This is a genomic window from Acinetobacter sp. YH12227, assembly GCF_013417785.1.
Classification (GTDB): Bacteria; Pseudomonadota; Gammaproteobacteria; order Pseudomonadales; family Moraxellaceae; genus Acinetobacter; species Acinetobacter gandensis.
The window spans coordinates 16030-40753 of record NZ_VPDH01000022.1; the positions used below are offsets into that span (position 1 = coordinate 16030).

Annotated in this window: 26 protein-coding genes and 1 pseudogene; 24 read left to right on the forward strand and 3 right to left on the reverse strand. The window is 39.8% G+C overall.

What is annotated here, in order from left to right; translation table 11 throughout:
* The first annotated feature begins 788 nt into the window (after positions 1-788).
* The 17 genes from FTV09_RS06715 (at position 789) to der (ending at position 16674) form a co-directional block, all read left to right on the forward strand.
* Complete coding sequence (locus tag FTV09_RS06715; RefSeq protein WP_180057469.1) at positions 789-1286, forward strand: hypothetical protein; 498 nt, start codon at positions 789-791, stop codon at positions 1284-1286.
* A gap of 88 nt (positions 1287-1374) precedes the next feature.
* Entirely contained in the window at positions 1375-2103 is a 729-nt protein-coding gene (locus FTV09_RS06720) for a molecular chaperone (RefSeq protein ID WP_067763541.1), read from the forward strand.
* Positions 2104-2108: 5 nt separating this feature from the next.
* Positions 2109-2288, forward strand: a complete 180-nt coding sequence (locus tag FTV09_RS18065; protein WP_257222846.1) for a hypothetical protein — start codon at positions 2109-2111, stop codon at positions 2286-2288.
* 18 nt (positions 2289-2306) lie between these two features.
* Positions 2307-4418 (forward strand): fimbria/pilus outer membrane usher protein, encoded by a 2112-nt coding sequence (locus FTV09_RS06725; RefSeq protein ID WP_257222847.1) that lies wholly within the window; start codon positions 2307-2309, stop codon positions 4416-4418.
* 12 nt (positions 4419-4430) lie between these two features.
* On the forward strand, positions 4431-4841 hold the full coding sequence (locus FTV09_RS06730) for a hypothetical protein (RefSeq protein WP_067763537.1): 411 nt from the start codon (positions 4431-4433) through the stop codon (positions 4839-4841).
* A gap of 99 nt (positions 4842-4940) precedes the next feature.
* On the forward strand, positions 4941-6218 hold the full coding sequence (locus FTV09_RS06735; RefSeq protein ID WP_180057472.1) for a glycosyltransferase family 1 protein: 1278 nt from the start codon (positions 4941-4943) through the stop codon (positions 6216-6218).
* Positions 6219-6402: 184 nt separating this feature from the next.
* On the forward strand, positions 6403-6954 hold the full coding sequence (locus tag FTV09_RS06740; protein WP_180057475.1) for a phosphatase PAP2 family protein: 552 nt from the start codon (positions 6403-6405) through the stop codon (positions 6952-6954).
* 117 nt (positions 6955-7071) lie between these two features.
* Entirely contained in the window at positions 7072-7272 is a 201-nt protein-coding gene (gene iscX, locus FTV09_RS06745) for a Fe-S cluster assembly protein IscX (RefSeq protein ID WP_067763531.1), read from the forward strand.
* A gap of 109 nt (positions 7273-7381) precedes the next feature.
* Positions 7382-7813, forward strand: coding sequence for a nucleoside-diphosphate kinase (ndk, locus tag FTV09_RS06750; protein ID WP_067763529.1), 432 nt, complete (start codon positions 7382-7384; stop codon positions 7811-7813).
* Between the two features lie 124 nt (positions 7814-7937).
* A complete protein-coding gene (gene rlmN / locus FTV09_RS06755; RefSeq protein WP_180057478.1) occupies positions 7938-9173 on the forward strand; it encodes a 23S rRNA (adenine(2503)-C(2))-methyltransferase RlmN in 1236 nt (411 codons plus the stop codon).
* Between the two features lie 15 nt (positions 9174-9188).
* Positions 9189-9992 carry a type IV pilus biogenesis/stability protein PilW gene (gene pilW, locus FTV09_RS06760; protein WP_180057481.1) on the forward strand — a complete coding sequence of 268 codons (804 nt, stop codon included), beginning with the start codon at positions 9189-9191 and terminating at the stop codon, positions 9990-9992.
* Positions 9983-10774: a helix-turn-helix domain-containing protein gene (locus tag FTV09_RS06765; protein WP_180057484.1), complete on the forward strand. Its 792-nt coding sequence runs from the start codon at positions 9983-9985 to the stop codon at positions 10772-10774. The genes pilW and FTV09_RS06765 overlap by 10 nt, the downstream gene beginning before the upstream one ends.
* A gap of 23 nt (positions 10775-10797) precedes the next feature.
* Positions 10798-11919 carry a flavodoxin-dependent (E)-4-hydroxy-3-methylbut-2-enyl-diphosphate synthase gene (gene ispG / locus FTV09_RS06770; protein ID WP_067763521.1) on the forward strand — a complete coding sequence of 374 codons (1122 nt, stop codon included), beginning with the start codon at positions 10798-10800 and terminating at the stop codon, positions 11917-11919.
* Positions 11920-11922: 3 nt separating this feature from the next.
* Positions 11923-13218: a histidine--tRNA ligase gene (hisS, locus tag FTV09_RS06775; protein WP_180057487.1), complete on the forward strand. Its 1296-nt coding sequence runs from the start codon at positions 11923-11925 to the stop codon at positions 13216-13218.
* Between the two features lie 30 nt (positions 13219-13248).
* Positions 13249-13947 carry a tetratricopeptide repeat protein gene (locus FTV09_RS06780; protein WP_067763517.1) on the forward strand — a complete coding sequence of 233 codons (699 nt, stop codon included), beginning with the start codon at positions 13249-13251 and terminating at the stop codon, positions 13945-13947.
* A complete protein-coding gene (gene bamB, locus FTV09_RS06785; protein ID WP_180057490.1) occupies positions 13944-15089 on the forward strand; it encodes an outer membrane protein assembly factor BamB in 1146 nt (381 codons plus the stop codon). Before FTV09_RS06780 ends, bamB begins: the two co-directional genes overlap by 4 nt.
* 175 nt (positions 15090-15264) lie before the next feature.
* Positions 15265-16674, forward strand: coding sequence for a ribosome biogenesis GTPase Der (der, locus tag FTV09_RS06790; RefSeq protein ID WP_067763513.1), 1410 nt, complete (start codon positions 15265-15267; stop codon positions 16672-16674).
* 67 nt (positions 16675-16741) lie between these two features.
* On the opposite strand, the gene FTV09_RS06795 is transcribed toward der, so the two are convergent.
* Positions 16742-17311, reverse strand: a complete 570-nt coding sequence (locus FTV09_RS06795; RefSeq protein WP_180057493.1) for a hypothetical protein — start codon at positions 17309-17311, stop codon at positions 16742-16744.
* 245 nt (positions 17312-17556) lie between these two features.
* On the opposite strand from FTV09_RS06795, the gene FTV09_RS06800 reads away from it, so the two are divergent.
* Entirely contained in the window at positions 17557-18201 is a 645-nt protein-coding gene (locus tag FTV09_RS06800; protein ID WP_180057497.1) for a 4'-phosphopantetheinyl transferase superfamily protein, read from the forward strand.
* Between the two features lie 58 nt (positions 18202-18259).
* Here FTV09_RS06800 and FTV09_RS06805 read toward each other — a convergent pair whose 3' ends face one another.
* A complete protein-coding gene (locus tag FTV09_RS06805; RefSeq protein WP_067763509.1) occupies positions 18260-18679 on the reverse strand; it encodes a hypothetical protein in 420 nt (139 codons plus the stop codon).
* A 163-nt stretch (positions 18680-18842) separates the two neighbouring features.
* Complete coding sequence (locus FTV09_RS06810) at positions 18843-19610, reverse strand: SDR family oxidoreductase (RefSeq protein ID WP_067763507.1); 768 nt, start codon at positions 19608-19610, stop codon at positions 18843-18845.
* A 106-nt stretch (positions 19611-19716) separates the two neighbouring features.
* Between FTV09_RS06810 and mazG the strand changes: the two are divergent.
* The 6 genes and pseudogenes from mazG to panC all read left to right on the forward strand — a co-directional run bounded on the left by mazG (position 19717) and on the right by panC (position 24713).
* A pseudogene (gene mazG / locus FTV09_RS06815) lies at positions 19717-20510 on the forward strand (nucleoside triphosphate pyrophosphohydrolase).
* A 13-nt stretch (positions 20511-20523) separates the two neighbouring features.
* Positions 20524-20925 (forward strand): ComEA family DNA-binding protein, encoded by a 402-nt coding sequence (locus FTV09_RS06820; protein WP_257222850.1) that lies wholly within the window; start codon positions 20524-20526, stop codon positions 20923-20925.
* A 135-nt stretch (positions 20926-21060) separates the two neighbouring features.
* On the forward strand, positions 21061-22524 hold the full coding sequence (gene pcnB, locus FTV09_RS06825) for a polynucleotide adenylyltransferase PcnB (RefSeq protein WP_067763500.1): 1464 nt from the start codon (positions 21061-21063) through the stop codon (positions 22522-22524).
* Positions 22521-23006: a 2-amino-4-hydroxy-6-hydroxymethyldihydropteridine diphosphokinase gene (folK, locus tag FTV09_RS06830; RefSeq protein WP_180057503.1), complete on the forward strand. Its 486-nt coding sequence runs from the start codon at positions 22521-22523 to the stop codon at positions 23004-23006. Before pcnB ends, folK begins: the two co-directional genes overlap by 4 nt.
* 45 nt (positions 23007-23051) lie before the next feature.
* Positions 23052-23861 carry a 3-methyl-2-oxobutanoate hydroxymethyltransferase gene (gene panB / locus FTV09_RS06835; RefSeq protein ID WP_180057506.1) on the forward strand — a complete coding sequence of 270 codons (810 nt, stop codon included), beginning with the start codon at positions 23052-23054 and terminating at the stop codon, positions 23859-23861.
* A 3-nt stretch (positions 23862-23864) separates the two neighbouring features.
* Entirely contained in the window at positions 23865-24713 is an 849-nt protein-coding gene (gene panC / locus FTV09_RS06840) for a pantoate--beta-alanine ligase (RefSeq protein ID WP_067763496.1), read from the forward strand.
* Positions 24714-24724 lie beyond the last annotated feature (11 nt).

Below are 24724 nucleotides of genomic sequence, written 5' to 3' on the forward strand. Positions count from 1 at the left end.
TGATGAATTAAGTGAGAGATGTTGAAGCAGATTTATTGATTAAATAAATTAAGAGTTATCGATAAAAAAACAGTAATAGTGGAGTAATATTTATGAACCAATGAACATGATTTTTACATTATTAAAATCTTTCACAAGTTTAAAAAAATATAAAGATTAGGGTTAAGTGTGCTTTTTATGTAATTTGGATGTCATTAAGGTTAATTAAAAAGTGAAATTGTGACAATAAATGTAATATTTGGTGATCGAGTGTTTATAAAAAATTAAGAAAAGACATACCTGAAATAGGGGATTCAGGATTTGAATTTTGAGATGGATTTGCATTCTTAATCGGTATACTTAAAAAATATATGTGAATATTCATTTAATTAAATTTTAATTAAAGCTGATTTTGAGTTATTTTGCGATTAATTTGTTGAATGTGTAACATATTGTAAACTTATTTTTTTGTTAAATACGATTAAAAACAGTTACTTAGATTATCCCAAAAAATAGGGAGAACGAAAAAATACCAAAAAATTGGGAGTTGGTTAACAGTTTTGAATTTTTTGTAGATTTTTTTAAATCATTAATAAAAACAATACTTTTTTTATAACGATGCAGGAAATTTTCAGAAACTAATAAATTCACGTGATTTTTCACTAATAGGTTTTTTTTATTTTGAGATGCATAAGAATGGATTTACTCAAGTGGAGTTGATGTTTCAAGCACACCGAGTGGAATGGAACTCTAAGTTAGGGTATTAAAAATTATAAATTTTCTTTGAAAAAAGAATGCGGAGAAATGGTATGTCTACATCTAAAATTTTAACTGCAGTTATCACTGCAGCAGCATTAGCACTTCCTGCAACAGCTGCATTTGCAGGTAAACCAAAAGAATCTAAACAATGTGGCGGTGCACCGTGTGAAGGTGAAATCGATATTGAATTGGAAATCTTAAAAGCGTGTGAGTTATTGGTAGGTAAAGACATTAAATTGGCTGAAACTAGCTACACAGGCTCAAGTTCTTTCCAAGTAACAACGAATACGCCATACACACTAAATTTATCTACACTAAATGCTGGTACAAGTGCAGATACTTTTGTTAAACATGCAACCACTACTGATAAAGTATTTACAAAAATCACGACCTCAAAAGGTGGTGTGAATTATCCAATTGGTTCATCACCTGTAACAGGTATGTCTGTAGATAACTTTGCAGTGACAGTTGCGCCTAAAACAGCTGTTTCAGCTACTCAACGTGCTGGTATTTACAAAGATACTTTATTCATTAAAGTAGCGTACTAATCGTTTTCTAAGAAGTTGATTCTACATGTGAGGGTCAACTTCTTTTGTTTTTATATATAAAAAAATTAATAAGATTCAAGGGGGATGTATGAAATTTTTAATCAAGGCGCTTTCTTTTAGTCTTATTGTAGGTCTTCTGAATACTGCAGCATTTGCAGGTATTTCAATTAGTCCTGTGCAACTTTATTTAACGGATAAGTCTAAGCAAAGAAGTGCAACGTTTACCCTAGAGTCTAAAGGAGATGATGAGTCTCCACGCGTTTTTGAAGCTCAAGCAGTCAAATGGACACAAAGCCCGACAGGTGAAGATATTTACTCTCCGGTATCTAATATTATTATTAATCCTAAAAACTTTATTTTAAAGCCGAATTCAAAACAAATGGTTCGTGTAGGCTTTACACAATCTGTTGAAAGCATGAATTTAGCGCAAGAAGAAGCATGGCGAATCATTTATACAGAATTGCCACAAGTCACCAATGATGATTCAAAAATTGCACTTTTACTCAGCATAAATGTGCCTTTTTTTGTGGGTAAACAAGAACCTGCGTATTTAAAATTTATTTCTACTAAACAAAATGGCCGTACCGTTATTAATGTTGAAAATTTAGCAAAATCACATATTCAAATCCAAAAACTATACGTGATGGATAAAAATAAAAATGTGGTGGCTGAGTCTTCAGATATGAAATATCTCTTGGCACACGGTAAAAATCGTTACGATATTGGAAATGTCACGCTCAATGGTGCAAGCAATTACAAAGTGGTTGTAGAAACTGACAAAGGCGACACCCCTTTGGAGTTTAATTTAGTTGAGTAGTGGCTATGAAAAAAATTACATTGCTTTTGTATTGTATTTTATGTGCCAGTTCTGCTCATGCAGAAGCCGTTGATATGCCGGATGATTTATTTCCAACAAGCATTTGGATTAATGGGGTAGATCGTAGAAGCGAAGTACTGTTGTTCGTTGAAAATAAAATATTTTATGTTGAATGTAGCGATTAAGAAAAACTTCAAATCAAAATGGAAGGGATTAAACGCCATCCCATTAAAAACGCATTTTGTCTCGTTTCAGATCAGGATATGCAAGCCGAATTTGATACAGGCTTACAGGCATTGAAATTAAATTTACCTTCCAAATATTTCTATGGTGTCGAAGCAGATGGGTTAATCACCCAGCCAATGAAAGCAAATTTTGGTGCCTTCTTAAACTATGAAATGCATTACGATAAAACAAGCGAAAATCGTAATTTCGGTACTTTGCCAGAATTGGGCATTTTTAAAGATAATTGGATTTTAAGAAATAATGCCGTTTATCGTAATAATAAAGGGCATGATTATGAAGAAGAAAATTTTGTTCGTTTAAACAGTAGCTTTGAACTCGATTTTGCCAAAAGTGCTACAAAACTGATTATTGGTGATACCACTTCTGCTTATAGTGCGCTGATCCATGGTGTGCGATTTGGTGGTTTAAGTTTTGGTACAGACTATACCTCACGTCCAGACTTTGTCTATTGGAACATTCCAAGTTTAAAAGGAAGTGCAGTACTGCCTTCGACTGTCGATTTGTATATTGACGGGGTGAATATCTATCAAAAAAAGATTTCACCAGGGGATTACAACTTACAGACTGGGGCAAACATTGAAAGCGCAGGAACAGCGCAAATGGTTGTGCAAGATGTGTTGGGCAATACGACGGTAAGAAGCTTTCCAGTTTTGATTAGCAGTAAATTATTGAAAGAAGGTCTGAACGATTACAACGTTTCTCTTGGAAAATTGCGTTATCGCTATGATGAAGTAAACAGTGATTATCGTGAATTTTTTAGTTCAGCCTATCTGCGTCGTGGTGTGACTAGTCGTACAACATTAGGTGCAAGTGCAACCTATAGTGATGAGATAAAAAATGCGGGCTTGCTTTGGACTCAGGCGGTGAATCGTTGGTTCGTGCTCGATAGTATTTTTTTAGGCAGCAAAACTGATGAGCAAGATGGTTATTCTGCGGGACTTTCGGTCAGTCGTAATTTTGGTAAATTTAATTTCGGTCTGAGTTCGCGTTATGCCACTAAAGATTATCGTGCTTTAGGGTATGAGGATGAGCATATCTTTCCTAAATTTGAAAACATGGCGTATGTCAGTTTCCCGAATTTTCCATTTTTTCAAAATTTAAATATTAACTATATCGAACAAACCCAATACGAAACGGATGATCCGCTACTTCGTAATGATGACCGTAAAATGCTTACCGTTGGTGTGAGTAAGGAAGTCACTTCAAATTTGATGTACACCGCAAACTATTTCCAAGAGTTTGGTGATTCTAAAGATTCGGGTGCCTTTCTTTCTGTGTCTTATAATTTTGGTGGCGGTAAACGTGTACAAGCGGATGTTGGAACCAATAAATCGGGTGGTATACGTTACATTCAAAATTCCTTTGGTGAGTATGGTGCAAACTATTCTATTGGTGCAGATTATCGAAATGATGAGGTTGCATTCAATACTTACGGTGGTTTGTCGACTGATGTCGGTGACCTCATGATGAGTTATATCAAGAGTGATAGTGATTATTCATTCCAGACTGGTTATCGCGGTGCATTGGTGTGGCTTGGCGGGCAGTATGCATTTACTAGTTTTGTAGATAATGCATTTGCACTTGTGAAAGTTGGTGAGCGTGAGGATATTGATGTCATGCGTTCTATGTCGCCAGTTGCGAAAACCAACAAAAATGGTTATGCCTTTGTTCACGATATTGTTCCTTATATTAATTACGATATTTCATTTGATGAAAATCAATTACCCATTGAAAGCAAAGTTCCAAATGCAGCACACCGGTTAGTCGCACTAAGGCAGCGTGGCTATACCATTAATTTCCCAATTTTCGATACGCAACAAGTTTTAGTCAAAATATTGGATGAACAGGGCAATACCTTTATTGCCGGCAGTGAGGTCTCAATTGATACGCCGGAAGCAGATATTTATCCAATTGGTACAGATGGCACAGTGATGTTATATGGCTTGGTTGACGGAACCTACAAATTGACTGTTAGAACCAGTGGTGGTCGCTCTTGTCAGACCACCCTTGTTGTTCCTAAAAAAGTAGAAAACCAAACGCCTGAACTCAAGACATTACTGTGTAAATAAGGAGATTTTAGGATGAAAAGTTTAATATTTGTTTCGACTGTATGTCTCAGTACGATGTCATTTGCTGCACCAAGTTACTGTGAATTAGGTCGTGTAAGTGAGTCACATATGCGTTTGGCTAACTATTATAATAGTCAGGCAGCGAGTAGCTTTAGTGTAAATTGCTCAAATAAATACCGTATACGTTTTAATAGTCGTAACTTGCAAGATTCATCAGGCAATAGTTTTGTGAATAACGGTATGGTGAAACTCAAAACACGTATGACTGTTTCAGGTGCAATGGAAAATATTTGGAATGTACCGACGGAACAAGGTGCTGGGCGCAATGATTATGTGGTTGCAGTCCGCCTTGTTGAGCGAGTGACATCGACAACGCCAGCAGGCAAGTATAAAGATACGGTATTTGTAAATATGGTGTTCTAAGGTCCAAAGATTTTATGAATGAAGGATTTGTACTAAGCATTATCATTAAATTGTCAAAAACCTCAGCTAAGCTTGAAAAAAATAAAAGCTTGGTGAGTTATGGTAAGTTCAGTAAAAAGCAGATTATTAAAACCAGATAATTTTTCTGAACCCTTTAAATTTTACTTTAAACCTAAGGCCAAACAAGATCGAGTAAATGACCTCGCGGTATTGGAACGTTCTTACCGATCAAAATTAAAAATCACCTTGGTCACTGAAACTTGGGCGCCTGAAATTAATGGAGTAGCCCATTCACTTTTACAGCTATGTAAAGGTTTGCAGGGATTAGGTCATCAAATTCAGTTGATACGTCCCGAGCAAAAAAATATATCTGATGAGTTTAAAGCGAATCAAGAATGCTTGGTTTGGGCAAAAAGTATTCCAAAATATGCAGATATGCAGTTTGGTATGCCGCAATATAAAAAAATACAAAAAGCGATAGCCTCTTTTCAGCCTGATATTGTGCATATCGTGACAGAAGGGCCGCTTGGATTAACGGCTCAATATGTAGCGCAAGCGCAAAAAATACCTGTCTCTAGCGGTTTTCATTCTGCGTTTCATGATTTTAGTCGATTCTTTGATTTGGCTTTTTTAATGAAGCCAGTACAGCACTATTTACGTTGGTTTCATAATAATACCCAGTTGACCTGCGTTCCGAGTCAAGATACGGCAAAAGCATTACGCTCACTCGGTTTTGATTGTCCCTTAGTCGTGGTGGGTCGTGGGGTGGATCACACGCGATTTTCTCCGCAACATTTGAGTACAGCATTAAGGCAACAATGGAAAGTTGATGAAGATACACATGTCATGCTTTATGTGGGTCGCTTGTCACCTGAAAAAGAAGTGGATGTGCTTATTAGTGCATATCGTTCCATGCAAGTTAAAAGTAATCAATTCACCCAATTGGTTATTGTGGGGGATGGCCCTGATCGTGAACGGTTGGAACAGTTAGCGATGGGATTAGATGTCATTTTTATGGGGAGTTTAAGCGGGCAAGCATTGTCAGAAGCTTACGCAAGTGCTGATGTATTTGTGTTTGCCAGTCAAGTGGAAACTTTTGGAAATGTGGTGCTTGAGGCAATGGCGAGTGGTTTACCAGTCGTTGCCTATAATGCTGCCTGTGCAAGCGTGCATGTGCGTTCAAATACAGGTTGGCTGAGTGAACTGGGACGCACAGATGATTTTATACGGCATATACAAGGCTTACCTAGTCGAAAAACCTTACAACAAATGGGAATGTGTGCCGCACAGGATGCTGCTAAAGTGGGTTGGCAGCATCCTGTACAACAATTTGAACAGGCGCTATATCACGTTGTTGAACAGACTTTAGTGGCTTAATGGTGATGATCATGTGAAAAAAGCCACTACTATAGAGCATTCATCAAAATGTCATGAAAGCATCATTTATATGTCAAATGAGTAGAGTAAATTCAAAGCTAAATAAAATCTGATGAAAATAACAAGAGACATCTAGCGTGACCTCAACACAGTCGAGAATGAGACTGTAAATAGGAGTAAAGCGATGAATTTAAAAAATGCAAAAACAAGAATGCTGTCCCTAGACTTAAAAGGTTGTTTGTATCTTAATCATTTCTCCCACCAACAAGCTGTAGCACAATTTTTTAAAATGATTAGCCGATTGGGCGATGGTCTGTTTTGGTATGTGATGTTATTTGCTGTTTGGTTGCTACAAGGTTTTGCCTATAGCCTACATATATTGTATGTGGTGCTGGGTGGTTCGATTGGTACCACATTATATAAGTTATTAAAAAAGAAAACGGTACGACCACGTCCATATCAAGTGCATCAAGTGATTCGACTAGGGGAGCGTCCACTTGACCATTTCAGTTTTCCTTCCGGTCATACATTACATGCGGTGATGGCAACGACGGTATTGGGTTATATCCAACCGCTTTTATTAATCTTGATGTTGCCATTTACATTGTTGGTGGCACTTTCTCGTATGATTTTGGGCTTACATTATCCGAGTGATGTCGCAGTCGGGGCAATTATCGGAGCGAGCGTGGGGAGTAGTATCATTGTATGTGCTCCATGGTTTGGCTTAATGTTGTAAAAGGCATTTCAGCACCTGTGTTAAATATGGTAATAAAAAATAAAAACTGTTTTTACGGCAGATTGCTGAAATTTGATAAAATGTCGCATCATTCTTTATACGATGTTAGGAAGACCCATGGGTTTACGCTGGACAGATACTATTGATATCGCAATTGAGTTATACGAAGCTCATCCTGATGTTGATCCACAATGGATTCGTTTTACAGACCTACATGCATGGGTTTGTGCCTTGCCTAACTTTAGCGATGACCCTGAAAAGTCGACTGAAGGACTGCTAGAAGGAATTCAGATGGCCTGGATTGACGAAGCAAGTTAATCCCTATATCGAAAAAAGCAATTTTTTTGCAACGCAAAAGCAGAAAATAGCGCATTATTCGGTATAATGCGGCAAAATTTTCACGTCAAATTGACTTAAGGAGCCAATCATGGCTATTGAACGTACTTTATCTATCGTAAAACCAGACGCAGTTGCTAAAAACAACATCGGTGAAATCTTCGCTCGTTTTGAAAAAGCTGGTCTTCAAATCGTTGCAACTAAAATGAAACATTTGACTCAAGCTGAAGCTGAAGGCTTCTACGCTGAGCACAAAGAACGTGGTTTCTTTGGTGACCTAGTTGCATTCATGACTTCTGGTCCAGTTGTTGTTTCAGTTCTTGAAGGCGAAAACGCTGTTCTTGCTCACCGTGAAATCCTTGGCGCAACTAACCCTAAAGAAGCTGCTCCTGGTACAATTCGTGCAGACTTCGCTGTAAGCATCGACGAAAACGCTGCTCACGGTTCTGACTCTGTAGCATCTGCTGATCGTGAAGTTAACTACTTCTTCGCTCAAACTGAGATCGCTCCACGTACTCGTTAATTCGAAGTATTCAAACCAGATAAGTGGTATACTGCTTGTCTGGTTTTTTTATTCCCTGAATAATCCTTCGCTCAAATACTGAGCATCTCCTTTTTATCTTTAGACATGGTTTAGGTAATTACACATGAGTACTGAAGTAGTCGCTACATCAGCTGTTTCTGATGCACAGCAACAATCTCCATCCGCTCCGACACAGCAAAATACTGTAGAGAAAGTGAATTTACTGGGCATGTCACGTCAGCAAATGGAAAAATTCTTCGAAGAAATGGGGGAGAAGAAGTTCCGCGCAGGGCAGGTGATGAAATGGATTCACCAATTTTTCGTGACCGATTTTGCTGAGATGACCAATATCTCAGGCAAACTACGTGAAAAACTGGAAAAAATTTGTGAAATTAAAGCGCCTGAAGTGGTGCATAAAAACTATTCTAAAGATGGTACCCGTAAATGGGTATTCCGCGTGGGTGATGGCGCGGGCTCATTGGTTGAAACCGTACTGATTCCTGCTGAAGATAAAACTGGCGCACGTAAAACTTTGTGTATTTCTTCACAAGTCGGTTGTGCACTGGATTGTTCATTCTGTTCTACAGGTAAACAAGGCTTCCAACGAGATTTAAGCCAAGCTGAAATCATTGGTCAGTTGTGGATGGCAAACTATTCTTACATGGAAGAGGTGCCTGTGCTTGAGCGTGAACGTTCAGTGACCAACGTCGTGATGATGGGCATGGGTGAACCATTACTGAACTATGATGCGGTATTAAACTCGATGCGCATCATGTTGGATGATTTTGCATACGGCATGTCTAAACGTCGTGTAACGTTGTCAACTTCAGGTGTAGTGCCTAAGATTGATCAATTGGCGCAAGATATTGATGTGGCTTTGGCAATTTCCCTACATGCACCAAATGACGAATTACGTAACGAACTTGTTCCAATTAATAAGAAATATCCATTAGAACAATTGATTGCGGCATGTCAGCGTTATATTGCCAAAGACGGCAATGAAAGTTCACGTAAACACGTGACCATTGAGTATGTTATGTTGGATGGTGTGAACGATCATCCTGAACATGCTCAGCAAATGTTAAAGCTGTTGAAAAATTTACCAAGCAAAATTAATTTAATTCCATTTAACCCGTTCCCGCACGCACCATACGGTCGTTCAAGCCGTAACCGTATTATTTCTTTCCAAAAAACTTTGTCTGATGCCGGTTTTGTGTGTACGATTCGTCAGACACGTGGTGATGATATTGATGCTGCGTGTGGACAATTAGTGGGGCAAGTTGCTGACCGTACACGTCGTGCGGAGCAATGGAAAAAGAAAGTTGCGCAGCAAAATGAGATTCTGCGCTCACAAGGATAATAAAGAGGCAGCCAATTGAAGAAGTTAACCTATAAGTTTGCTTTCGTTTCATCTTTATGTGCATCGGTTTTAGCATTAAGTGCGTGTCAAACCCCTGATGTGGGTAAGAAAGACCCGGAAAAAGCTGTAAAGATTCGAACTCAATTGGCTGTTGAACATCTAAAATCTGGTGACTTGGATGCTGCAAAGCGTGCCCTAGACCAAGCATTAGAAGTGAATTCACGTGATTCACAGGCCAATATGATGATGGGTGTCTTGCTGCAACAAGAAGGCAGTAAAGAGAATCTAGAAAAAGCAGACAGTTATTTTAAGCGGGCGATCTCAGCTGACTCAAAAAATTCGCAAGCACGTAACAACTACGGTACGTACTTATATCAAGTTGAGCGCTATAATGACGCGATTGAACAGTTGTCGATTGCTGGGTCTACACTTGGCTATGAGCAACGTTTCAAAGCATTGGAAAATTTAGGTCGTATTTACCTGAAAGTGGGCGATGTAGCGAATGCTGAAAAATCATTCAAACAAGCTTTACAGGCTAATCGTGATTCTTATGTTTCAATGTTAGAGTTGTCTGAAATTTTTTATTTGAATCAGCAATTCCCTGCTGCAACACAAATATATGAACAATTTGTTCGTGCAGTGGGTCAGAAAAACCAAGGTGCTCGCGCACTTTGGATTGGCATTCGCACAGCTCGTGCCAATGGCGACAATTTGGGTATGCAGGTACTGGTGAACCAGATGCGTGCTTTGTTCCCAGAAAGTCCTGAATACCAACGCTATTTGCAATTACAGTACAGTACTGAGGCCGTATGGAAGTAAATCCTAATTCACCGCAATCGAATGGTTCGAGCGTCGCTCCAAATGCATTAGGAAATGTACAGCGCCCGGGTGAGTATTTACGTCAAGTACGTATTACACAAAAGCTGGAACTTGACGCTGTTTCGTCAGAACTCAATATTCCAATTAAAACGTTGACCGCACTTGAGCAGGACGACTATAAGTCTTTGCCAGAAGCAACCTTTATCAAAGGTTACTACCGTACCTATGCAAAATATTTGAAAGTAGATGCGACCAATATCATTCAGCGTTTTGATGATATTTATGCCAACGATACGGGTTTATTGCCAAACCATGCACTCAACAATTCACCGATTAAAATTATGGGTAAATTGCCGGGTTCTAATCGTGACCGCAACCGCAAATGGTTAAAGCGCGGCTTAATTGCATTGGCAGTGCTAGTCGTGATTGGATTAATTGTGGCTGCTGTGCAAGGGATGTCATCGGATAGCAGTAATGAAGATGCTGTAGCGCAAGATGCAAGCTCAGAAGTTCAAGTCTTAAATATGGATGGTGGTTCTGCAGTGTCAGGCGATCAGTTAACTTTAACTTTTAATCGTCCTACCTCGGTTCATATTGTAGATTCGACAGGTAAAGTACTTGCGACAGGTCGTCAAGCTTCGACTTTAAATTTAAATGGAGAAACACCATTCCAAATCCGTTTGGATGACGCTACAGCGGTGTCATTAAGTTTAAATAATGAAAGTATTTCATTGTCACCATACACTGTAAACGGCAAAGCAGAATTCCGTTTATCACGTTAAGGGACAGCAGAGCAGACTGAATCATGATTGAAAATCCAATTAAACGCCGCCCAACACGTAAAATAAAAGTTGGCTCGGTCTATGTCGGTGGTGATGCGCCGATCAGCATTCAAAGTATGACCAACACAGAAACCTGTGATGTAGATGCAACTGTTGCACAGATTCAGCGTTGTGTTGACGTTGGCGCAGACATCATGCGTGTTTCAGTGCCAAGTATGGAAGCTGCTGAAGCATTTGGTGAAATTCGTAAGCGTGTGCAAGTACCACTCGTTGCGGACATTCATTTTGATTATAAAATTGCACTGCGTGTTGCAGATTTGGGTGCAGATTGTTTACGCATCAACCCTGGCAATATTGGTTCTGAAGCAAAAATTCGTGAAGTGGTTGCCGCTGCAAAACACAATGACATTTCGATGCGTATTGGTGTAAATGCCGGTTCTTTAGAAAAAGACATTCAAAAGAAATATGGTGAGCCGACAGGTCAAGCGCTACTTGAATCTGCAATGCGCCATATTGATATTTTAGATCGCTTAAATTTCCATGAATTTAAAGTATCTGTAAAAGCATCAAATGTGTTTTTAACTATGGATGCCTATCGTTTATTGTCTGCACAAATTGATAATCCATTACATTTGGGTGTGACAGAAGCGGGTGTTTACCGTACAGGTTCAGTCAAGTCTGCGATCGCTTTAGGTGGTTTGTTGATGGAAGGCATTGGTGACACCATGCGTATTTCATTAGCAGCAGAGCCTGAAGAAGAAATTAAAATTGGTTTTGATATTCTAAAATCATTGGGGTTACGCTCAAACGGCATCAATTTTATTGCTTGCCCGAGCTGTTCACGTCAAGAATTTAACGTGATTAAAGTGATGCAAACATTGGAAGAGCGTCTTGAAGATGTTCGTGTTCCGATGGATGTATCTGTGATTGGCTGTAAAGTGAATGGTCCAGGTGAAGCCAAAGAAGCGGATATCGGTGTAGTAGGTGCAAGTCCACGTTCACTGGTGTATCGTAATGGTGAAAAGAGCCATTTAATTGACACAAATCAGTTGGTTGACGAAATCGAAGCGATGGTTCGTCAACGTGTTAGCGATATTGAAGACGCTAAAGCAAAAGAGATTATTCGCACAAGTTTTTCTGAGTAGATCATGAGTTCAATTGTCGCAATTAAAGGTTTTAACGATATTCTCCCGACGCAAACGCCTGCGTGGAGACGTCTTGAACAACATTTAGCATCTTTAATGGATGCTTATGGTTATCAACAAATTCGTTTGCCGATTGTTGAGCAAACAAATCTGTTCAAACGTTCAATTGGTGATGCAACAGACATCGTTGAAAAAGAAATGTACACCTTCTTGGATAAGGGTAATCCTCCAGAATCGTTAACGCTGCGTCCAGAAGGGACTGCAGGTTGTGTACGTGCAATGCTTGAGCATAACCTGCTTCGTGGCGCGACACCGCGCGTGTGGTATGTTGGCCCAATGTTCCGTTATGAAAAACCACAAAAAGGCCGTTACCGTCAGTTCCATCAGTTTGGTGTAGAAACCTTTGGTGTGGCAACTCCAGATCAAGATGCTGAATTGATTTTGATGACAGCACGTTTGTGGAAACGCATGGGTGTGGCAGATAAAGTTCAGCTTGAACTCAATACCTTGGGTGAGTCTGAAGAACGTGCTAACTACCGTGCTGCATTGGTTGAATTCTTAGAATCTCATAAAGCAGATTTAGATGAAGATTCTCAGCGCCGTTTGACTACAAATCCGCTGCGTATTTTGGATTCGAAAGATACTAAAACTCAGAGCATTCTAGAAAATGCACCAAAACTTCACGACTTCATGGGTGAAGAAACGTTGGCGCATTTTGCGCAATTGCAACAGTACCTCACTGAGGCGGGTGTAAGTTTTGTCATTAATCAAAAATTGGTTCGTGGTCTCGATTACTACAACAAAACCGTTTTTGAATGGACGACAACACACTTAGGTTCTCAAGGGACAGTCTGTGCGGGTGGTCGTTATGACGGTTTAGTGGGGCAATTAAAAGGTAAAGCAGATCAATCTGTACCTGCGGTTGGCTTTGCGATGGGTATGGAGCGCTTACTTCTACTTCTAGAGCAAGTTGAAGACAACACGCCAGTACGTGACTGTGAATTGTTCTTGGTATCTGATCCTGTAACGCAAGGCAAAGCCTTAGTGCTTGCAGAACAGATCCGTGACCAGCTTGAAGCAGCTGGTAGTAATATTCGCCTCAAAGTTGGTTCGCAAGGTTCAATGAAATCACAAATGAAAAAAGCAGACCAAGCCGGTGCTTTATTTGCGGTGATCTTTGGTGAACGTGAACAAGCAGCGAGTCAAGTTTTGGTGAAAGAGCTTGCTATTGCTGAACAGCATGAAGTAAATGTGGCAGAATTTGTTACATTCATCATCGAAAAAATTTCTTCAAAATAAGCCATATAACATAAGGAAAAGGGTAATTTCATGAGCGCATTGAGTGATGAAGCACAACTTGATAGTTTAAAATCGTTTGCTAAAAAATATGGCTCTGCCATTGTTAGCGGCATTTTAATTGCGTTAATTGCCTTTTTCGGATGGGAATACTGGCAGAAGAAAACTTTGGCTGAATCGCAAATGCAAACAGCCAAAGTGCAACAATTGATGGATGATGCGCAAACGGCGACAGGTGATGCGTTCACACAACTCTCTGCTACTGCAGACAAAATTGTGAAAGAAGCACCTGACTCGCCACAAGCCATTCAAACTCAATTGCTTATGGCGAAATTAGCTTATGATAAAGCTGATTATGCAAATGCTGAAAAAGCTTTGAAGAAAGTTGAAAACTCTAAAGTTGATGATGCAGGCTTAATTCAATTGGTTAAATTGCGTTTAGCTTATGCGCAATTGGCTCAAAAGAAATATGATGAAGCTTTAAAAACATTAGAGGCTGTAAAAGAACCTGCATTTACAGCGACAGCTGATGAAGCTCGCGGCGACATTTATGTTGCAAAAAATGATATCGAAAATGCAAAAAAAGTTTACCAAAGTGCATGGGATGCTTTGGTTGAACGTCAAGAAGAACGTCAAATTTTACAAATTAAACTCGAAAGTGTAGGCGTTTTAGTTGATGATCCTGAAATTGAACGTCCAATTATAGATACACAAGTGGAAGCAACTGAATGAATAGAAAATACAAAATTACCTGTGCGCTGACAGTTTTAACACTTGCTTTGACTGGTTGTGCCAGCAAAGGAAAAGTAGAAAAAGTAAAACCAAATCCGCTACCGAAATTAGTGCAGGCAAAAACTTTAGTCCCTGTATTTTCTAACAGTGTTGCGTCGACTGATGAAGCAGATCCACTGCGTTTACGTATGGATGTTGATCAAGGTGTCGTTTTTACCGTAAATCCAAACGGTGAAGTTGAAGCATTTAATGGCAAACAGCGTCTGTGGCAGAAAAAAGTTTCTAAATCTGGCTTAACTGCTGGTGTAGAGGCAGCTGATGGTATTGTTGTTGTGGGTAATGCCAAAGGTCAACTGTTCGCTTTGGATCAAGCAACAGGTGAGCAAAAGTGGGTTGTACAATTAACAGGTGCGCTACTTTCACCATCACTTATTCAAGCGGGTCGTGTTATCTCTGTGACCAATGATGGTACTGTTTATGCGAATGAAGTTGCGACAGGTCACCAAACTTGGACTTACAGTTTGCCAAACGTGCAATTTAGCTTACGTGGCATGGCGGCACCAGTTGCACTTGATGCACGTAATATTTTAATTGCTTCATCAAATGCGTATATCTATGTGATTGATGCAATTAGCGGTGTGCCAAAATTACAACGTCGTGTTGCAGTGTCCGATGGTCGTTCTGATATTCAACGTCTAATTGATATTGATGGTGAACCGACTGTTGCTGGTCAATTCTTAATTACTACAAGCTATCAAGGTCAAGTGACTGCATTAGACTTGGCAACCCAGCAAGTCATTTGGAGTAATGACGCAAGCAGTATTCAACGCCCAGAAGTTGTTGGTAATGGCGTGTTCGTTGCTCAGACTGATGGTAAAATTGTGGCCTACGAAATTACATCGGGTCAAAAATTGTGGGAAAATGACCAATTACTTAATCGTAATTTGAGTAACCCCGTGATGCTTGGTCAAGACCTAGTGGTTGGCGATTTAGATGGTGTCTTGCACTTATTAAATCCTGCGACAGGTGAGTTGGTTGGACGCTCTAAAACCAGTGGTGAAGTTCGTACATTACGTGTGATTGACAATCAACTTTATGTCTCTACACGTAAGGGTGCATTAAGCATTTGGCAGAATCGTTAATTTTTCTGCGGCTTATGTTAAAATAAGCCAAACCGTATTTTTGAACGCGGGGGATTGAACAGTCAATGCCCCGTGTTTTTTATTTATTTTAGGCATTTATCCTAATTCCATTCTTCCTAAGCTTTCTGATGTTCAGACCAGACCTAACTGGCTGATCTGGAATAAAGGTTAATCTATGAAACCCGTAATTGCGCTCATTGGTCGTCCGAACGTCGGAAAATCAACGTTATTTAACCAGATTACCAAGAGCCGTGATGCTCTCGTTGCTGATTTTGCCGGTCTGACTCGTGACCGTAAATATGGTGATGCGACCTATCAAAATAAATCCTTCATTGTTGTCGATACTGGTGGTATTGGTGAAGCTGAAGGTGGTATCGATTCATACATGGCAGAACAGTCAAAAACTGCGATCCATGAAGCAGACATCATTGTTTTTGTTGTCGATGCACGTGCTGGTCTTTTGGCATCTGATGAACAAATTGCGCGTGACTTACGTACTTTAGGTAAAAAAGTATTTTTGGTTGCCAACAAAGTAGATGGCGTACACGCTGAAGCTGCTTTGGTTGAATTCTTTAAACTTGGTATGGGCGAGCCTTTACAAGTTGCAGCGAGTCATGGTCGTGGTGTACAGCAAATGCTTGAAGAAGTATTGGCTGATGTCCCTGAAGATGAAAATCCAGATTTACATGACCAAGATACAGGCTTACGTTTAGCGGTCATTGGTCGTCCAAACGTGGGTAAATCGACACTCGTAAACCGCTTGCTGGGCGAAGACCGTGTGGTCGCATTTGACCAACCGGGTACAACACGTGACTCGATTTATATTCCGTTTGAACGTGACGGTCGTAAGTACACTTTAATTGACACAGCAGGTGTGCGTCGTAAGGGTAAAGTTGATGAAATGATTGAGAAGTTCTCAATTGTGAAAACTTTACAAGCGATGAAAGATGCCCATGTTGTTGTGATTGTAGTGGATGCGCGTGACGGTATTGTTGAGCAAGATTTACATTTGATTGGTTATGCACTGGAAGCAGGGCGTGCCATGGTAATTGCGATCAACAAATGGGACAACATGTCTGAATATGATCGTAAACAATGTAAGTTGGATGTTGATCGTCGTTTTGACTTTATTCCTTGGGCAAAAATTCACTTAATTTCTGCATTGCATGGTACAGGTGTAGGTGATCTTTACCCATCAATTCACCGTGCTTATGATTCTTCGCACTTGAAAGTGTCGCCTGCGAAGATTACGCAAATTTTGAATGATGCAACTGAAGCGCATCAACCACCAATGGTGGGTGGTCGTCGTATTAAAATGCGTTATGCTCATATGGGTGGACAAAACCCGCCAACGATTGTTGTACACGGTAACAAGGTTGATAAAACGCCTGCGGATTATCGTCGTTATTTAGAAAACGTATTCCGTAAAGTGTATAAACTTGAAGGGACTCCAGTACGCATCGAATTTAAAACTTCAGATAACCCATTTGAAGGTCGTAAGTCTCAAATGGATGAACGTACGGCAGCGCGTAAACGTCGCTATGTTCAGAAGTTTAAGAAAGCTGAGAAGAAATTTAAACGTTAATTACTGCTAAATTTCTAAAAAAAGCCCATCGCAGGATGGGCTTTTTTATGTTTAATATTTAATTTTTTTAGATTTTACATTTTTTGGCTTGGCGATAGATTTCAATATTGTCTAAATTCGCACGCGCGACTTCTAAGGTTTGCTGTGCTGTTGCAGCATCTGTTTGAACATTTTTGTTGCCAGAAAATGCGGTTGCCAATTGTCCCATACGTCCCGCAGTTTCAGATTGACCTGCAAAAGCAGACAAGGTATTTCCAGCCAGTCCAGCCCATTTTGAAATCTTATTATTTTGCTGAGCAGTAGCTTGGCTCGCAGCTAATTCAGATGCTTCTACGGTGCGTTCAAATGTTTTCTTTTCTACAGCAAGGTCGGTGCAATCTAAAGTTTTTAAGTAGCTCGTGCTATATACACTGTTGTTGCTATTGCTCGCTTGATTAAAATTGGATGCATATCCACGATCGGCTTGTGCTACGGCACTTGCTGCTTGAGCACGGCTTTGATTCATACGCGCTTCAGCTTGGTCCATAATTGCGCCATTTTGTGCACCCATCACCGCAACTGCAGCATCTAATAGGCCTGCGTGTGCATTGAACGTTAAAGCACTCACCGTACATACGAATAATAATTTTCTTAGCATTTTATAAACCCCTATATATTTAAATAAATCGTATTTAAAAAAACTAGAGTATTGTATCTAAATAAAATTATATTTAAAATAAATATTTGAAAATAAACATTATATTTAATTTTTTATAAAGAATTTTGGTTTGCTATTTAGCTGTTTTTAATATTTAAGTCATGCTTCATTTTAATCTGAATATTTTGATGTAGTAAACTAGACCGTAAATAAGGCAAGTCATAATCAGAAGGGGCAAGAGTGTCATGGCGAATATAGTTTTGGATTTTAGTTCGCTGAACGATATTGTTCCTCTGACTCATGGTTTAACACGAAAAGAACTGATTGAGCATCGTAAACAAGCGATCTATCAATATCGAAATCAATTACTCACCCTAAAGCTGCATAGTGAAATTAAAAGCTCAGATTTTGCCAAAACTGAATTTGGTAAGCCTTATCTTAGTCATTTCCCTAATTTTCATTTCAACCATAGCCATAGTCAGCAGCATTATGTTTTGGCCAGTAGCCAAAAAATGGCAAATTTAGGTGTCGATATAGAAGACTTAAATCGAAAAGTACGCTTTAAACAAATGGCGCAGCACATCTTTCACCCTGAGGAAATGAAACAATGGGAGAGTATTGATTTTGATCCACATTATTGGTTTAAAGTTTGGACCACCAAGGAGGCTGTTCTTAAAGCATCTGGTTTAGGCATTCGATTGAATTTGACCGAGCTGAATACACAGTGTCATGCGACACAAAATGGCGGTATTTGTCATCATCCTCAATTGGGTGTATTTGCTTATCAGAATATTCAGTTAGCACAGGTAATGCTGACCATCGCTTGGTCAAGCTCATTGAATTGCAAAGGTTTTAATTTTCCAAAAATTGAATTGAAATTTTCACCATAAAAAAACCTTGCTCTGGCTGAACAAGGTTTTTTCAAATTTAATCTAAACAGGATTTAGATTAGATTTTGCATTTTTTAGAACCTTGGTAGATACCAATGTTGTCTAAGTTTGCTTGAGCAGCAGATTTATTTGCTTGTTGAATATCAAGGTTAGATGCTTCAGAAGTATCTTGCTCACCAGCCAAGCTGTTTGCAATGTTACCCGCACGTGCTGCTTTTTCAGAGTTACCACCAAATGCTGCCAATGCGCCACCAGCTAAACCAGCAAATTTACTTAAAGATTTGCCAGGTGCTTGAGCAGATGCTTGGATGTTCGCAATGTTTTTGTCAGCAGCTTCGATTGCACGTTTTGAGTTTGCTTTTTCAACTGCAAGTGTAGCACAGTCCATCGCTTTTAATTCTGAAGATGCGAATTGCGTAGTTGCAAAAGCAGAAATAGAAATAGTTGTCGCAGTTGCAAGTACAAGTAATTTTTTCATGAATAATTTCACTTTTTTTGTTAGAAAATAAAAGACCTATGTAAAGGACGGTCGAATATTATGCAAAAAAAGTTGCTTTGTCCTGTTCAAATGTGACAAAAATGTAAAGTTATGTAATTGGTGTATTCTTCGTGTTTCTTGAAACTCATCACTTTTTTCGATTCTATTTGGCAATAAATAGGTTACTCAAACGGTTTACAAACTGCGGACTGAAGCGAGATAAATGGAATAAAAATTTGGCTTTAGCACCTACTGGCGTGTGTGTTGGTGTAAAGGCATTTTCTTTGAGATTGGCTAAAGTATAAATTTGTGCAGCCACATCTTGAGCACTTAAATTCACCCCCATTTTCTTGATACTTTGTGCATCCATATCTTTGACCATGGCTGTTTGGACAAATAGCGGCATAACATCTAATACACGAATCCCATGTTTTTGCCATTCTATATCTAAACTTTCAGTGAACCCTCGAACTGCAAATTTAGAAGTTGAGTAGCTTGCAAGGTCTGCTTGACCATAAATAGCGGACGCTGACGACAAGTTAATAACACGGGCAAAGCCAGCACGTTTTAAAAAGGGAAGAGCGGTATAACAGCCATTGATCACCCCTTTAATATTGATATCAATGGTTCTGTGGTGGTCAGCTAAATCTGTGTGTTCAAAAGCACCTGAATATAAAACCCCAGCATTATTCACTAAGATGTTAATGCTGCCGGCCCATGTTTCAAATTCTTTGAGAGCGGTCAGCCATTGCTCTGGATTAGTTACATCTAACTGACCAGCTTTGGTATTTTTTCCTAACTCATTTGCAACTTGTTGGGCTTGGCTGCCATTAATATCGTATATCCCAACTTTATAACCTTGCTGATGAAATAAGCGAGCAATTGCTGCGCCAATTCCTTGTGCAGCACCACTAATAAAAATACTTTGCATGTTATTCTGCTCCTAGTTTTTGTGCTCAATCCTTGAGTGATTTTTGAGCATAGCAAACAAAACTGAATGAATACATGTACTGGTGAGTAAAAAAGTGAGTGTCCACATGGAACAGTTATTGGCGGTAATGAAACAACTTCGTGAACAATGTCCATGGGATCAGCAACAAACGCCAGAAAGTTTGACACGCTATGCAATAGAAGAAGCTTATGAGGTCGAAGCTGCTGTACGTTCTGGGCAGGTCAATGATGTAAAAGATGAACTTGGGGATTTATTACTACAAGTGGTTTTCCAGTCACAGATGTACAGTGAACAAGGGGATTTTGATTTTCATGATGTCGTACAAGCCATTACGGATAAATTAATTCGTCGCCATCCACATGTTTTTCAAGCAGAACAATTTTCAGCGTTAAGTGCCGAAGATGTTGCAACACTTTGGCAGCAAATAAAGTTACAAGAAAAGCAAGGCAAACCTCAATCTAGATTAAGTGAAATAAAACATGCACCCGCGTTGTCACAAGCAGATGCAATTCAAAAAAATGTAGCAAAAATTGGTTTTGATTTTGCAGATATTGATGGTGCTTATGGCAAGCTTGAAGAAGAACTGGGAGAGTTGAAAGATGCTTTAAAATCGCAAAATTCCGACGAAATATTCGATGAATTTGGAGATTGCTTATTTTCACTGGTCAATGTTGGCCGTAAGATAGGCGTTTCGAGTGAAATGGCACTACTGAGTACGATTCACAAGTTTAGAAGTCGATTTGCTTATATTGAGCAACAGGCTGAATTACAAAAAAAAATATAGAAGACTTGTCTTTGGCTGAAATGGATCAGCTTTGGGAACAAGCGAAATTATACTTAAAACAACAGGCTAATTATGAGAAAAAAACTCAAGATTGAAGTATTTTATTTGATGTGTATTGCTGTCTTGTTTTCACCATTTGGTTATGCCGAAAGTAATTCGGGTTATGCCGAGTGGAAAGCCTTACAGCAATCACAAGATCAGCAACTCAAAAAAGCGGGTGTTATAAAGCATCAGCAACATTCAACTCAAAAGCAATCAGCGACACAGTCAGCCAATCATTATTTAGCACGGCCTGCATTATCAGCGAGTTCTCAAGCCAATCAAATCCGTATTAATACGGCCTCAGTAGCAGAGTTGCAATCATTGAACGGTATCGGTCAAAAAAAAGCTGAAGCCATTGTGGAATACCGCACTAAAAATGGAAAATTTAAAACCATTGAAGATATTCAGTTGGTGAAAGGGATTGGACCAGCTTTATTTGCCAAAAATAAAGCAAGAATGGCACTCTAAGCCAACTGAAAACTCGGTAAATCTATTAAGCTTTGAAGCCAACAGAGGGAGAATCAAATTGCCCTTTGATTGTGTTAGAGATATCATTAGCAACATCTTAAGAATTTTACGTTCAGACGTAGGAGACAGCGTCTTTTGCAAACTTTGCGCGCGTCAAAATGTGGTTTATCAACCGCACAATTACCTTCTTCCATTTTAGATGTGATTGATGCCTTAAATAAGGCAGGCTATGAAGCTTATATCGTTGGGGGCGGTGTCCGTGACCTCATGCTTGGTCATGCACCTAAAGATTTTGATGCTGTTACCAATGCGACTCCAGCCCAAGTGAAAGAAGTCTTTGGACGACGTTGCCGAATTATTGGCCGTCGTTTTGAGCTTGCTCATGTCTACTCAGGCCGTGAACTAATTGAAGTTGCAACTTTCCGTGCGCCACCGAAAAAGGCTGTTACCTCAGCAGCTGGGATGATTTTACGCGACAATAATTGGGGCACGATTGAACAAGACTTTGCCCGCCGTGATTTTTCTATCAATGCCATGTATTACCAACCACGCAAAGGCATTGTGCTTGATTTTTGTAATGCAGTTGATGATATCAAACATAAGACATTACGTTTATTGGGCGATCCGCAATTACGATTTGAAGAAGATCCCGTTCGGATGCTTCGTACTCTACGTTTTGCGGCAAAACTGAATTTTAGTATTGATGAGAAAATTTTGGATGTATTTACACCCGAATTAACTCAATTACTGCGTGATGTCTCTCCACATCGTCTATATGATGAATCGCAAAAATTATTCACGATGGGGCATTTGAAGCGCGTACTTCCGATGCTGATTGATTTTGGTATTTGGCATCAATTATTTGCAGATATCAAACCAGATGTGAATGCATTTATTGAATTGGCAGCAAAAAATACCGATCAACGAATCTCGATAGGGAAGACCATTAACCCTGCATTTTTCTATGCAGTGTTGTTATGGATTCCTTTCCAAGAGCGTTGCCAATTTTATTTAAATAAAGGCATGGTACCTGCTGAAGCCCGTGCGCAAGCTGGTCTAGACGTGTTAAAACGTCAAGCAACACGTACCATTATCCCACGTTTTGCTGAAACATTTATTCGTGAAGTTTGGGAAATGCAAACTCGTTTGTTAAATCCAAAACCACAACAAATTGAAGCACTTTCTGGCCATGCGCGTTTCCGTGCAGGTTTTGACTTCTTGTTGCTGCGCGAAAAATCAGGTGATGACAGCACACAAGGTATGGGCTTGTGGTGGGATGAATATCAGCAAATGAGTACGGATGAGAAAGAACGTGCCATTAGCCAATATAACCGCCAACGTGCGAAAAATCGACGCAAAGCGACTCAAGATGAGGTTGAGCCAAAAAATGCTCAACAGCAAACTGAAATTGAACCTTTGGTAAATGAGCCTGAGCCGCGTAATCGTCGTCAACGTAAGCCGAAAGTGAGTGCGCATGAGCGTACTGTTTCTGTTGTTGCTGCTTCTGCGAGTGGTGAAATTGGGGCAGATCATCCAATTATGAAGCGTCGTCGTGTGAAACGGGATTTGAGCCAAGTGATTTTTGGGCCAACTCAATGATTAAGACGTATATTGGATTGGGGAGTAATTTAGGTGACTCGCTTCAGATTTTGACTGAAGCAGTACATAAACTTGCAACTCTGGGGCCGCTTCAAGTGTCCCAGTTGTACCAAAGTCCACCGATGGGACCGCAAGATCAACCAAATTATTTAAATGCTGCTGTACAACTTCAGACTGATTTAGTGCCATTGGCCTTATTGGATGAATTACAGCGCTTTGAACAAGAGTCGGGTCGTGTTCGTCTACGTCATTGGGGCGAACGGACATTAGATTTAGATTTGTTAATTTATGGTGATGAGCAGATTCAAAATGAACGTCTAACGGTTCCACATGTGGGTGTGTTAGAGCGTGATTTTGTATTGCGACCATTGCTTGATATCGATCCAAATCTAGTGATTAAAGGACAATTATTAAAAAGTTTAGCCATCTTGGATAATCCAAACTTAACAGTTTTGGATGCTGGGAATTGGGCGAATATTTAGTATTGAAAGACCACTTGTGAAAGTCGTCATCCGAGGAATATTGAAATGATTAGTCTAAGTGACTTAAAAAAACGTAAAGCCGAAGGGCGCAAATTCTCCTGCCTGACTTGTTACGATGCAAGCATGGCGAAAGCAATGGAAGTTGCTGAAGTTGATAGTATTTTAATTGGCGATTCATTAGGAATGACCATTCAAGGATGTGATTCAACTTTACCTGTTACCGTTGAAGATATGGCATATCACACTGCGGCGGTACGTCGAGGAAATAAACATACGTTTATTTTGACTGATTTACCATTTATGACCTATGCCACTTTAAATGATGCGTTACAGAACTCAAAAACCGTCATGCAAGCTGGCGCGCAAATGGTCAAATTAGAGGGCGGTGCTTGGTTGGCAGAAACCGTGGAAGTTCTAACTCGTAACGGTATTCCAGTCTGCGTGCATCTAGGTTTAACGCCGCAGTCTGTACACGTTTTTGGTGGCTACAAAGTTCAAGCGCGTACCCGTGAAACTGCGGATAAACTCATTGCTGATTGTCAGGCGGTGGTTGATGCAGGTGCAGCCATGTTGCTGCTTGAATGTGTTCCAGCACAAGTCGGCAAAGAAATCAGTGCATTGTTCCCGAATACGCCAGTAATTGGGATTGGTGCAGGTGCAGAAACTGATGCACAAGTATTGGTTCAACAAGATATGTTAGGGCTCACATTTAGCCATGTCGCTAAATTTGTCCGTAATTTTATGAAAGAACAAGCAGGTGAAACTGCAATTGTTGATGCGTTTAAAGCGTATCACGCGGCTGTGCTCGATGGCACATTCCCAGCACCAGAACATACATTCCAGATTGAGTTGTAATACATGAAAACTGAAACTACGATCCAGGGTTTAAGCGCTTCACTTAATCCAGCGCGCGCTGCACGTAAAATTATTGGCTTTGTACCAACAATGGGGAACTTGCACGAAGGTCATCTGAACTTGGTGCGTGAAGCTCGTAAACTTTGCGATGTGGTAGTGGTCAGTATTTTTGTTAACCCTATTCAGTTTGGCCCAAATGAGGACTTCGATAGCTACCCACGTACTTTAGAACAAGATCAGCATTTACTTGCTGAAGTGGGCTGCGACATTGTATTTGCACCGACTGTAGAGCAAATGTATGGTAATAAGCCACGCCTGACCAATATTGCAGTGAGTGATATCACCAATGACCTATGTGGTTTACAGCGCCCAGGCCATTTTGACGGTGTTGCTGTGGTTGTCACTAAATTATTTAATATTGTTCAACCGAATTTTGCTTTCTTTGGTCAAAAAGATTTCCAGCAGTTGGCAGTGATTCGTCAATTTGTTCGTGACTTAAATATTCCGCTTGAAGTGATTGGTGTGCCAATTACTCGCGCTGAAGACGGCTTGGCACTTAGTTCACGTAATGGCTATTTAAGTGCTGAAAATCGTGCGATTGCTCCAACGATTTATAAGACTTTGCAAACAGCAGAAGCTGAATTGCTTGCTGGTACAGCACTGGCTGAAGTGTTAGCGAATATGAATACCACATTGACAGCAGCTGGCTTTGTTGTGGACTATATAGAAGCACGAACACCAGAATTGCAAAAAATTGAGCAGTTTGATCAAGATGTGGTGTTATTTGTTGCAGCTAAATTGGGTGCAACACGTCTAATTGATAATTTGCAGGTTAAATACCCTGCAGCTTAAAACGGGAATGG